This window comes from Pseudomonas sp. B2M1-30 (assembly GCF_025447575.1).
Classification (GTDB): domain Bacteria; phylum Pseudomonadota; class Gammaproteobacteria; order Pseudomonadales; family Pseudomonadaceae; genus Aquipseudomonas; species Aquipseudomonas botevensis.
Window position 1 is genome coordinate 165,594 of record NZ_JAOEJT010000010.1, and the last position, 12,019, is coordinate 177,612.

The following is a 12,019-nucleotide window of genomic DNA, read 5'->3' on the forward strand; positions in this document are numbered from 1 at the left end:
GAGTGAGTGCTTGCGTGATAAACGTGGGCGGCGGTGATGCAAATGAAAAAACGGTACAGGCGTTGCTGGTCGATCCTCGCGATGATTGCAGGAATAGCCTCCATGGCCTCATGTTCTTCTTTTGTAAAAAGCTTCGGGAAACTACCTGACGGTGAGCGCTTGTCTCGAATTGAGGCATCGCCTAACTATCGAGAAGGTGAGTTCAAATACATTACTCCAACCTCGATGTTCACCGGCGAAGCCAGTGTTACTGAGTGGATCAAAGAGATGATCTTTGGCCCCCGTGAAGGTGTCAGGCCCTCACATGCTTTGCCGATGGTGAAAACTAATTTAAAGGCAATTGATAGAAATAAGGATGTTGTGGTTTGGCTTGGGCACTCATCTTTTTATCTACAGATAGATGGGAAGCGGATTTTGGTAGATCCGGTATTCAGCTCTCACACCTCGCCTATTTCGTTCATCTACAAGGCATTTAAAGGTAGCTACCCATATTCTGCAGCAGATATGCCGGAGTTGGATGCACTGGTGGTCTCTCATGATCACTGGGATCATCTTGACTACGACACCGTTATGGCTCTGAAGGATAAAGTTAAGGCTGTTGTAACTCCGCTCGGAGTAGGCTCGCACTTTGAATATTGGGGTTATGACATCGCCAAGATCCATGAGGCAGACTGGTATCAGGACGTTCGCCTAGACCCCGAGTTCGCAATTCTCGTCACCCCAGCCCGTCATTTCTCTGGGCGAGGGCTTAAGAGCAACCAGACCCTATGGGGTGGCTTTGTCTTCGAAACGCCGCACCGGAAGGTCTTCTACAGCGGTGACGGCGGTTACGGCCCGCATTTCGCGGAAGTAGGCCAGCGATTCAAAGACATTGATCTCGCGATTGTAGAGAACGGCCAATACGACCCACGCTGGGCTCAAATGCACATGATGCCTGAAGAGTCGTTGCAGGCAGGTCTCGACGTTGGGGCTAAAGCGCTCCTGCCTGTGCATGCTGGTCGCTTCGCCTTGGCTAGTCACAATTGGGACGACCCCTACAACCGCATTGCGGCTGCAAGTGAAGGAAAACCGATCCGGCTTCTTACACCTGAGATAGGCGAGGTGGTTGATTTTTCTCGCTTGCAAAAAGCTTTCACCAAATGGTGGGAAGAGTCCCCTGCTCCTGTGGCAGAGCATTACTCGTCTAAACAAAACTAACTAGGCCTTGCTTCCTGGGATAACTCCGTATCGGACTCGTCAGAGCAATTATTATGAATAATCTTCTGCTATCGAAAAATAAAGTGCCGGTGCGCCGAGTGCTCAGGAACGTGCCTCCATTCGCGATGGTAATTGGGCTTCTTTTTCTTACTGGTTGTAGTCAGCCCAATGATCAAGTTCAGCAAACACAGGCAGTGCCAGTAGAGGCCATCACCGTGTCTGGTCAGCCGATGGACATCACTGTTGATCTTCCGGGGCGAATTGAGCCTGTGCGGGTAGCTGAAGTTAGAGCACGAGTGGCTGGAATCGTATTGAGCCGGAATTTTACAGAGGGCGCCGACGTCAAGGCCGGGCAGATACTTTTCCAAATTGACCCTGCACCGTTCAACGCGTCATTGGCACGTTCTAAAGCGGAGCTGGCTCGTGCGCAGGCAGCGCTCTTCGAGGCCCAGACAGTTGTAGATCGCTACAAACAACTTGTGACAATCGAAGCGGTAAGCAAACTGGAGTTCGAGCGCGCCCAAGCCACCCTTAAGGGGTCGAAAGCTTCGAGCCAGTCTGCAGCTGCTGAGGTCGAAACAGCCAGGCTCAACCTGGAATACACCACCGTTCGCGCCCCGATCACGGGCCGCATTGGCAGAGCAATGGTGACGGAAGGGGCGCTCGTTGGACAAAACGAGGCTACACAGATGGCCATGATTCAGCAGCTTGATCCTATCTATGCGGACTTCAGGCAGCCGGTGGCAGATGTGCTTCGTATGCGAGACGCATTGGCAGCCGGCACCCTGGTTGGTGACGCATCAGCCGCACCTATTTCGGTGACCATTGAAGGTACAGAGAAGAAGCAGGATGGGAGGCTTTTGTTCTCTGATATCACCGTTGATCGCGGTACTGGTGAGGTATCGCTGCGAGGTGAGTTGCCAAACAAAAATGGCATGCTGCTGCCTGGCATGTACGTCCGTGTGCGTGTCCATCAAGGCGTTCAACCCGAGGCGATCCTCGTACCGCAGCGAGCCGTTCAGAGAACACCGGGGGGCCAAGCCCGAGTCTTGGTTGTGGGTGCAGCCGACACTGTAGAGGTTCGAGAAGTACAGACTGGGGTGATGCAAGGGAAGCTTTGGCAAATCCGAGAGGGCTTGAACCCTGCTGATCGAGTGGTTGTTGGCGGCGCTGCGTCTCCAGGTGCAAAAGTCACTGTGACCGACGTCACTGCCGGGCCGCAGGGGTAACGTCATGTCCAGATTCTTCATCGACCGTCCAAACTTCGCGTGGGTCGTGGCGATCTTCATCGTCATGGCAGGTCTTCTCTCCATCCCGTCTTTGCCAGTGGCCCAGTTCCCAGCAGTGGCGCCGCCCCAAATTACTATCAACGCCACCTACCCAGGAGCATCCGCTGCCACGGTGTCGGAGTCAGTCACCAGCATCATCGAAGAAGAGCTGAACGGGGCGAAAGGGCTCCTCTATTACGACTCCTCGAGCACATCGGCTGGCACTGCGGAAATCAATGTCGTCTTCAAACCAGGTACAGATCCTGCCCTTGCTCAGGTGGATGTTCAGAACCGCATTCAAAATGCCCAGGCCCGTCTGCCAGCTGAGGTTACTCAGCAGGGCCTTCAGGTAGAGCAGGCCAACTCTGGCTTCCTGCTGATGTACACCTTGACCAACAAGAACGGCGCAACTGGGGATGTGGTTCGCCAGGCAGATTACGCGGCTCGAAATGTGAACAACGAGATCCGGCGTATTCCAGGGGTTGGGCGGGTTCAGTTCTTCGCTGCCGAGGCGGCAATGCGGGTCTGGATCGATCCTCAAAAACTCTTGGGGTATGGGCTGTCCGTTGCTGATGTGAACGCGGCCATCGCCGCCCAGAACGGACAGGTGCCTGCAGGCAGCTTTGGGGGCCGCCCAGGTACAGCTGATCAAGAGCTGAGCGCGACTATCGCTGTAAAAGGGATGCTCGATACGCCTGAGGAGTTTGGTCGCATCGTGCTGCGAGCGAACCCTGATGGCTCCAAGGTCACCCTTGCGGATGTGGCTCGCTTGGAGATTGGCAGGCAGAACTACAACTTTGACACCCTCGACAACGGTCGTCCGGCAGCAGGCGCTGCAGTGCAGCTGGCACCTGGTGCAAATGCTCTGCAGACCGCTGAAGCTGTCAAGGCGCGCTTAGCGGAGCTATCGAAGGGCTTTCCTTCCGACATCGGGTACTCGGTGCCTTACGACTCGTCACTGTTTGTGGACGTTGCCATCGAAAAGGTACTTCACACCCTCGTCGAGGCTGTGGTGTTGGTGTTCCTTGTGATGTTCTTGTTCCTCCAGAACCTGCGCTACACCCTGGTGCCGACAATCGTGGTGCCAGTCTGCCTTGCAGGTACTTTGGCGGTCATGCTCGCGTTAGGGTTTTCCGTGAACATGATGACCATGTTCGGCATGGTGCTGGCTATCGGCATCCTGGTCGACGATGCCATCGTGGTGGTGGAGAACGTTGAGCGGATTATGGCGGAGGAGGGACTATCTCCCCGAGAGGCTACGATCAAGGCCATGGGGCAGGTCTCCGGCGCCATTGTGGGTATCACCCTTGCGCTTGCCTCGGTCTTCCTACCACTCGCGTTTATGAGCGGCTCCGTTGGCGTGATCTATCGGCAGTTCTCGCTCTCGCTCGTAGTCTCAGTGCTGTTCTCAGGCTTCTTGGCCCTGACGTTTACACCAGCACTCTGTGCCACTTTGCTGAAGCCGATTCCGAAAGGACACCACGCAGAGAAGAAAGGCTTCTTCGGCGCATTCAATCGTTCCTTCTCCCGGCTCACCCACCGATTCGAGCTTCTCAACTCTCGCTTGGTGCAACGCACGGGCCGCTACATGCTGATCTATTTGGTGATCATTGTAGGCCTCGGATACTCATACCTCCGGTTGCCGCAGGCCTTTGTGCCGGTCGAAGACCAAGGGTTTTATATGGTGGACATCCAGCTTCCACCTGGTGCCACTTACTCGCGTACAGCGAACGTTGCCGGCGAGATGGAGCAGTATTTCCGTTCTCGGCAAGCGACCCAAGACACCTTCATTGTGTTGGGATTCAGCTTCTCCGGCACCGGTCAGAATGCGGGTCTGGCGTTCCCTACGCTGAAGGATTGGGGCACTCGAGATAGCTCGGCTTCCCAAGAGGTGGCGGCGTTCAACGAGCATTTTTCCTATCTGTCTGATGGGCGAGTGATGGCGGTAGATCCGCCTCCAGTTGAGGGCCTAGGGAACGCGGGTGGCTTTGCTCTGCGACTTCAGGATCGAGGTGGTTTAGGGAGAGCGGCACTGCTGGCTGCACGTGACAAGTTACTGGCTGAGGCCAGCAGCTCACCGGTTTTCGCATACGCGATGATGGAGGGCTTGGATGACTCACCTGAACTGCGCCTGGACATTGATCGGGTAAAAGCTGAGGCGATGGGAGTGGGCTTCGACACCATCCGTACTGCTATCTCCACGGCCTTTGGCTCTGCAACCGTAGCGGACTTCGCGAACGTGGGGCGGCTCCAGCGTGTCGTCGTACAGGCTGACCAGGGAGAGCGCATGACCCCGGAAAGCATACTGCGACTTAACGTACCGAACTCTGCAGGCCAGATGGTTCCGCTGTCTGCATTTGCAACCACCGTGTGGGAAAACGGTGCTGTACAACTCGCTCGTTACAACGGCTACCCAGCTATCCGAATTTCTGGTGATGCCGCGCCCGGTTACAGCACGGGCCAGGCCATGCAGGAGCTGGAGCGCATCATCGCAACGTTGCCTGAAGGTATCGGGTATGAGTGGACGGCGCTGTCCTACCAGGAGCGCTCTGCCGGCTCGCAGGCACCTGCGCTTTTCGCTCTGTCGTTCATGGTGGTATTCCTGCTTTTGGTTGCTCTGTACGAAAGCTGGGCCATTCCCATCTCCGTCATGCTCATTGTGCCAGTCGGTGCTCTAGGGTCTGTGCTCGCGGTGACAGCACTCGGCATGCCCAATGACGTCTATTTCAAAGTGGGGCTGATCACCATCATTGGCCTTGCCTCGAAGAACGCGATCCTGATCGTCGAGTTTGCCAAGGACTTGTTGGTACAAGGCCATTCCATTAAAGACGCTGCGTTGCAAGCTGCGCGGCTCAGATTCCGCCCGATCATCATGACGTCGCTTGCGTTCATCTTGGGGGTGGTGCCTCTCGCTATTGCAACAGGCGCGGGAGCTGCGAGCCAGCGTGCGATTGGCGTCGGCGTGATTGGCGGAATGGTCTCCGCAACTTTCCTTGGTGTTCTCTTCGTACCAATTTTCTTTGTCTGGGTGCTGTCCAGATTTCGGCGGCGTTCTAGTGTGGCGGCGGAGGTAGCGCAGTGAGCATCGAGTCGACGCCGAAGACGGCAACCTCGCCTGAAGTTCGCTTCCACTGCACTGGGTGTGGTGCTTGCTGCCGGGGCCGATACGTCGCTTTAAGTCTTGATGAGGCGATTGCATGGCTGAAGCGTGGCCATCAAATAGCGATCATCTGCGAGGCGTTGAGTGAGCCCACCCATGGTGGTGATGACGCACGAAATGCCCACGCCAAGAGTCGTTCAGCGAAGGCAATCTCTGGGAGGTTGCCGATCCGCATAATCCCAATTTTTGCAGCGGATGTTCTCGCGGGTTGTCCGAACCTTGGAGATGACGACCTCTGTCAGATCTACGACGTGAGGCCTCTGGTCTGCCGGATCTATCCATCAGAAATCAATCCATTCATTGTGCTTCGTGCGGCGAACAAGGATTGTCCTGAGGAGGCCTGGGCGTATGGAGAAGCGATCATAGCTTCAGACGGTTCGAGACCTTCTTCGCTCGTAGACCTCGTTGACCGATCTTATCGGGCAGACGTGGACGAGGCGCATCTGAAGCTACAGATCTGCAATGCACTTGGTCTTGGGGTTACCGCACTGAAGGACGATGGCTTTGTCATCCACAGTCCTCGAGTAAGTGATTTTCTGGCTGCCATTTCGGTTGTAGTTCGAGGCCAATTTGTCATCGAGTCGAACTGGGCCATCCAGGTCGCCGGTGAGGTATCGAAACGTCTACTGCTGAATCAGGATGCCAAATTGCTCGTTCAACCAGACAACAATGCTCAGCAGTTTGTGGCGCTCGTGGCGCCAGGCTAGATTGGTGCTACCCGAGCGAATAGGGATACGACTCTAGTTCGACGAGAAATCCCCAACCAGGCGAAATTGCTCAGCCCAATCGACGAGGAACAACCCCTCTTCCTCCGTGGGGGGCGCGATCATTCTCTTGTGAGCAAAGTGATCGCGGCACTCAGGCATCCAGCGTCTACGGTGAAGCCAGGTGATCCTGGCTACCAGCGTCGTGTCACCATGCCCAGGTAGCCGGCAGATGCCGGCGCTTGGCGTTCCACATACATCAGTTTCGGCTCAGTCTCATGATGTATCGATGGCACGTCACCATAGCCTGTACTCAATGCCAGGATGTGCCCGATTACCACGCCTACGACGATATCAATCAGGGCGCGCTTCAATATGTTCTTACCCATCAGTTGCCCACCTCCTTTTTTTCGGGGACAACAATTGGTGTAACGGCAGAATTTTTTTCGACCAGGGTAAATCGAGATTTTTTTTCGGTTGCATCGCCATCATGGCCTCGCTTGCTGTGTGAACTGCTGATCGTGCTGTCACGACCAGCTGCGAGCGCAATTTTCACAGGCTCCAAGCTGTGTCATCGGGCGGGGTTTGCACGATTTTGACAATCCTCAGAGCCTGATTTGGGAACTGAGAAATCTATGCGGGCAGCTCGAAAAGGTCATAGGTGCAGGGCGTGTAGCGAAGGGGCAGATAGAAAGCGCCATTCCGCGTCCTACATAGGGTGTCAGTGGAGGCCTAGGGAGACATCTCGGATGAAGGCCAATTCCTTTGGATGGCTATTGGGGCAAGCGAAAGCGCCTGTCTAAGCTCCGCTGATACGCTGCGCTCCGAACGCTGGGCTCCGTGAAATAGAAGCTCGCTTCCTTCGGCATCTCGGGAACAAATAAAAAGGACTTCTCGCATGGTCAAAGCAGCGCATGCTGCTTGATGATTTTTCAGACAAGGTGAGGCTTAGAAGAAGCTCTAGGCCGGTTCGGCAGTCAGTCCAAAATCGCACGAAAAACGTCTGTAATCGCCTTTCATGAACTGATTTTCCCTTTCGGAAGACTGGTTACAAATATCTTAAGATATTGTTTTAAAAGGATTTTTATAGGATTTTTGTGATTTTTCTGAGTCACCTGTTTCTAGATACACGAGTGAAGTAGGGGCAGACTGCGTTCATCGAATAATCGAGGTTCCAAAATGAACGCTATGAAAAAGCTGGTGGACTCGCTGCACAAGCTTGCCGACCGGGCCGACAAACTGGTGCCGCTGATCCTCTCCATGGCCGTTCTGGCAGGATTCATCGTGATTGGCATGCTGGGGGTCATCAAATGAGGGTGCTCCCATGGGTTCGTATGCCCGCTATCTGGCTGCATGAGGACGGATTGAAGGTTTTTGGCTGGGGCCCTCGTTCAACTGTTCGAGGATCCACCGCTATTGCAGCCCTCCAGCTGTATGTGACGATGCTGACTCGGTCTCAAGAGCTGTGGCGGGGTGAAAGGTGCTTGCTGACATGTGAGGACACCTACAACCGCCTGTCAGTCGTCACGGGGTTGAGTCGGGCGCTTGTCGCTGCAGGTGTGGAGGGATTGGTCGAAGCTGAGCGGATCGTGGTCGAGAAGGAAGGGCGCAACAATCTCTACATTTTTCCTGACTACGATCAGAGTGGGCGCTGGTGCAAGCTCCCTGCACGCGCCTTGTACAACAAGCGATTCGAGTACATCGAGCCATTCAAGCATTTTCACAAGCGGGCCAAGTGCGAGCTCGATGCTCTGAAGCTGTTCTTGTTTTACGCTGCGAACCGGGATAACTACTCGTACTACAGCATGTGCTCCTTTGAAACGATCAATACCAAGACTGGGGTAGCTGAGAAACAGATACCGCCAGCCAACTCGTTCTTGGTGAGCACAGGCCTAGTGACGAAAATTGATCGCGAGCAATCCGAGAAAGGAAGCCACAGGAAGGAAGCGAATAAATACTTCCTTCGAGGCAATGGAGAGCTGACTTTCTCCCCTAAAACGACGGCATCATCTAGGCCGACCGGCCCTACCAAAGTGCCAGCCAGGACGATTTAGCCAGGTAATGAAAGCGAAAAGGGCGTGAACAAAAGCTCAGCAAAATGCTGAGATTTGCGATTGAAGCTTCATCGTGCGAGAGCCCAATCTTTCGCGCCTGTAACCCAGATGAGAGAGAATCCCTGACAGTGCGGGACATGGTTCGCGATCTCGTACTGACGCCAATCCAGCATTGCGCCACTGTCGATCTCTTGAGGTCTCTTCTCGAGGAGCCAGCGCACGGTGTTCATGACTTGCCCGTGCGAAAACACAACAATATCAGTGGCCGGCTGCTCCGCCAGCCGCTTGAGAAATGCCTGAACCCTGGTCACTAGGTCGATGAAGGACTCAGCACCTTCACCATCCGAAAAGGCAGGGTCTGATCTCTCCCAGTAAGCCTCGACCCAACCCCGCCGCTGCGCGAGCGTTGTGTCTACACAGCGTACAGGTGCCAGGTAGGTGAATTCGTGAACTGGCCACGTCTCGAAAGCTGCATCTGGATAGATGGCCGTAGTGGCTAGCGCGGTAGCTTGGGCGCGCAAGAACGGTGAGGCCAGGATGAGGCCTGGGGCGCGGGTGATTGACTGAGCGACCATACGAGCTTGCTCCAGGCCTTTTGCCGTCAAAGGGATGCTCGCGTGATCCCTAGTAGGCTCGCCAGCGTTAGCGGCGCTCTCGCCGTGGCGTATCAGCCTGACATTCTTCATCGACTATTCTTCCCTGACTCGCGTTTCTTGGATTGCGCCATGCTGGCATGGCAGCGAGTGGGATTGCCATGATAGATGGGAGAGGCCGTGAAGAAAGATCTGAGCAAGGTGCTGATGCCTGACCACCCCCTGTACACCGAGGCTGTGGAAGCGTTAAAGGTCTACCATCAGGCCGAAGCTGCTGGAGTCGTTGGGATAGAGTTGGAACGTCTGCGGCTGATGGCTGAGCATCGTTTTCAAGCCGTCACTGATTATCAACTTCGAGCCCTGGGTGGGCCCGTTGAGATAGGTCATTAGCAGGAGAAAGCCCAGCGAGCTGGGCAAGCGAGCTTCCTCCTGGCGACCCTTAAGCTGCTCTCGACCCAAACTCCTTGAGCCAGTCATTCAAAGCAGTCACATCGGTCTCGAAGACGTCGAGCTCCAAGGCATTGCTTGGCAGCTCATCCGACTGTGAGTGCTCAAAGACTGAGTACCTGGTCATCAAGTCGTCGATGAATACACAATCCGCGTTGGTTACCTTCGCAACCTTGTGAAGCTTGTTTTGGGTGTTGATCGCACGTCGGAATCGACCGATCACATCTGCAAGCAGGATGAACTCCACGGTGCGCTCAACGATGATCCGGAAGTCGCTACAGGCGCTTTTGGCGTGGATCTCGTAGGCCTCCACGTCGGCGTCCGCCTGTATTTTTTTCAATCGTGTGATCGTATGGTCTATGAGTCCACGAACTGCTTTCTCGGGTTTCAAGTCTCTGGCACTTTGGGTCGCCACGATGCCGGCGCACTTGTCCATCCGTCGAAGTGAAGTGATCGTCGGTTTCACGGTGGGCATTTCTGGCATCTTGCTCCACTTGTCAGTCACCGCTTCTACCAAGGCCACGAGCGAAAGCCGGTGTGTGAAGATGATGACCTGCCTTGTGGCCGCAAGCGTGACTAAGCGCTCGACGACCTTCTCCTCAAAATCTTGATCAAGGGATGAGATCGGGTCATCGAAGATGAAGGGGGCCAGTTGGTTCGAACCTGTGGTATCGGCAAGGAACGCGGCGAGCGATGCGATCCGAGTCTCACCCTCGCTCAAGATGAACTCTGGCCCATGAGTCCCATGAGCTCCCACAAGGTTCAGGCCGAAGGTGATCTTACCCTTACCTCCAGATTTGCTTTGTGGAGCGACGGGGATGCGCTTGCCACCCAATTGACTCAGCTCGTCGATGAACCTAGCTTGGTAACCGGCATTCAGCTCGGTTTTACCGAGGTCGTTCTTTTTGATCGTGAGCTGGGACGTTGAAGCCGAGGTTCTAGCTTTTTCCAGCTCAGCAACTGAAGTCAGCCTGGCTTTTTCTGCAAGGATTGATGCTTTGTTTTGCGAGAGCCATTGCTTCATTTGAAGCTGAAGAACGCGATGCTGCATTTTTTGCCGGTGTTCATCCTTCTGAAGGGCTGACAGACTCTGCTCTTCCTCATTCAGCGCCTCAGATTTCGTCTTGATGGCAGCATTGATGTGAGTCCAGTCGAATGCTTGAACATCAGCTATCTGCTGGCCAAGGCCAATGTGTTCTGAGCGTGCTTTGAGTTGGCCATAAGTGGCAATCGCGTCAGCCTCTTCGAAGCCGAGCGTCGACACCTGCACGACCCAACCCGCTTGAGCAGGCAGGACAGGTAGCCGGGCTTTCCGCTCGTTGAAGCCATTCTCCGCTGCTTTGGCAGCTGTCTCGAGTCCATGCGTTACGAACCCTTCAAATTCGGCCATTCTTACCTTTGCGGCTGCATCGAGCTGCTGATGGCAGAGCACGCAGCGTGCGTCAGCCGATGTATTCGGAAACGTTTCTTGTGGATAGGCTATGACGGTGGAATAGGCGCGTGCCTGCTCCCACATCTGCTGCCACGTCGTGCTACCAACCCCCTCCAGCTCTGCCTTTCCGAATACTGCAGTGGCAGCTTCCTCAGAGGTTTTTCGCGCCTGTACAGCATTTGCTTTCAACTGTGACAGCTCGAGGGCTGCTTCTTCGGAAAGGCCATCCAGGAGAGACTTCATCGTCTTTTCGATGCTCGCGAGCGCCGTTTTTTCTTTTCCAATGGCTTGCAGACGACCAGCAATGTCCTTCTCGGCGAGCAGGCCTTCGCTATCAATTCGCTCGCGGTCGAGGGCTTCCGAGTACAGGCATTCTTTATCAACGGTTGCTGGCGATGTCGTGCCCTTGAGGCCGATAAGCCACTTGGCTTCGGCAGTTCCCTTCAGCGTTTCAGGAATTACTGGAAGAGCTTTTGTGAGCGCTTCCTTTTCTGCCTCGAGCTTCAGCCGAACAGAGTCTGCTGTGGCGATGAGCGCTGATACAAATTTCATTCGGCTCGGCTCGTAGCATGCCTCTGTCTGGCCCATGTACAGCTGCGCTGACTTGGTGTCGAACACCTGGGCATGTCGCAGGGCTACATGTGGCCCGCTCGGTACGTCCCAGTGGACGAGATCTTCTTTGCCGTCGACCGAAATTTTGAACTGGGCACGACATTCGGTAGGAGTGGGGTCGAAAACGTTGCTGCGGATTTCGTCCTTTGAGCGCGATCCACAGATTTGTTTCAGCAGTCGGGCATAGCCACTTTTACCCGTCCCATTCTGCCCGTAAACCACCGTGAGGTTGCTGTTGCCCATAGGAAGCTTTGCGCCGGCCTTGATGGCGTTCAGTCCATGCACTTCCAGAATTTCATCGATTCGCAGCATAGGCTTGTTGGCTGCTTCAGAGAGAGTGCCAGGAACAACCGTGAGGAAGCCTGGATCAGTTACTCCCTTCGCCTCGAGCTTGCAAAGCCGTACCAGTTCGTTGGTTTCTGCTTCGTTCGGACGCCGTTTGGAGTCGATCATTAAGCGGGCTGCTGTTTGCAGCCACTTGGGCCGAGTGTTCAGCCAGATTTCAAAATCGTCAGCCGCAACCGGCCCAGCTTCAATCGTAGACATAGCTCC

10 protein-coding genes are annotated in these 12,019 nt (G+C 54.9%); 7 read left to right on the forward strand and 3 right to left on the reverse strand.

Going from position 1 to position 12,019, the window contains the following annotated elements:
- Nucleotides 1-42: 42 nt before the first annotated feature.
- From N8H74_RS19880 to N8H74_RS19895, 4 genes are read left to right on the forward strand one after another with little or no spacing between them, the layout of a single operon-like run.
- Complete coding sequence (locus tag N8H74_RS19880; protein ID WP_262149673.1) at nt 43-1,197, forward strand: MBL fold metallo-hydrolase; 1,155 nt, start codon at nt 43-45, stop codon at nt 1,195-1,197.
- A gap of 53 nt (nt 1,198-1,250) precedes the next feature.
- Nucleotides 1,251-2,426, forward strand: a complete 1,176-nt coding sequence (locus tag N8H74_RS19885) for an efflux RND transporter periplasmic adaptor subunit (protein ID WP_279309373.1) — start codon at nt 1,251-1,253, stop codon at nt 2,424-2,426.
- A 4-nt stretch (nt 2,427-2,430) separates the two neighbouring features.
- Complete coding sequence (locus N8H74_RS19890; RefSeq protein WP_262149675.1) at nt 2,431-5,547, forward strand: efflux RND transporter permease subunit; 3,117 nt, start codon at nt 2,431-2,433, stop codon at nt 5,545-5,547.
- A complete protein-coding gene (locus tag N8H74_RS19895) occupies nt 5,544-6,332 on the forward strand; it encodes a YkgJ family cysteine cluster protein (protein ID WP_262149676.1) in 789 nt (262 codons plus the stop codon). Before N8H74_RS19890 ends, N8H74_RS19895 begins: the two co-directional genes overlap by 4 nt.
- Nucleotides 6,333-6,523: 191 nt before the next feature.
- Here N8H74_RS19895 and N8H74_RS19900 read toward each other — a convergent pair whose 3' ends face one another.
- The gene (locus tag N8H74_RS19900) at nt 6,524-6,718 is read right to left on the reverse strand and encodes a hypothetical protein (protein WP_262149678.1); all 195 of its coding nucleotides are present in this window, start codon (nt 6,716-6,718) and stop codon (nt 6,524-6,526) included.
- Between the two features lie 790 nt (nt 6,719-7,508).
- Here N8H74_RS19900 and N8H74_RS19905 point away from each other — a divergent pair.
- Nucleotides 7,509-7,643 carry a hypothetical protein gene (locus N8H74_RS19905; RefSeq protein ID WP_262149680.1) on the forward strand — a complete coding sequence of 45 codons (135 nt, stop codon included), beginning with the start codon at nt 7,509-7,511 and terminating at the stop codon, nt 7,641-7,643.
- A 20-nt stretch (nt 7,644-7,663) separates the two neighbouring features.
- Complete coding sequence (locus tag N8H74_RS19910) at nt 7,664-8,383, forward strand: DNA-binding protein (protein ID WP_262149681.1); 720 nt, start codon at nt 7,664-7,666, stop codon at nt 8,381-8,383.
- 68 nt (nt 8,384-8,451) lie between these two features.
- Here N8H74_RS19910 and N8H74_RS19915 read toward each other — a convergent pair whose 3' ends face one another.
- Nucleotides 8,452-9,069, reverse strand: coding sequence for a histidine phosphatase family protein (locus N8H74_RS19915; protein WP_262149683.1), 618 nt, complete (start codon nt 9,067-9,069; stop codon nt 8,452-8,454).
- Between the two features lie 87 nt (nt 9,070-9,156).
- On the opposite strand from N8H74_RS19915, the gene N8H74_RS19920 reads away from it, so the two are divergent.
- A complete protein-coding gene (locus tag N8H74_RS19920) occupies nt 9,157-9,366 on the forward strand; it encodes a hypothetical protein (RefSeq protein ID WP_262149685.1) in 210 nt (69 codons plus the stop codon).
- A 49-nt stretch (nt 9,367-9,415) separates the two neighbouring features.
- Here N8H74_RS19920 and N8H74_RS19925 read toward each other — a convergent pair whose 3' ends face one another.
- A complete protein-coding gene (locus tag N8H74_RS19925; RefSeq protein WP_262149687.1) occupies nt 9,416-12,013 on the reverse strand; it encodes a hypothetical protein in 2,598 nt (865 codons plus the stop codon).
- Between the last annotated feature and the right edge of the window lie 6 nt (nt 12,014-12,019).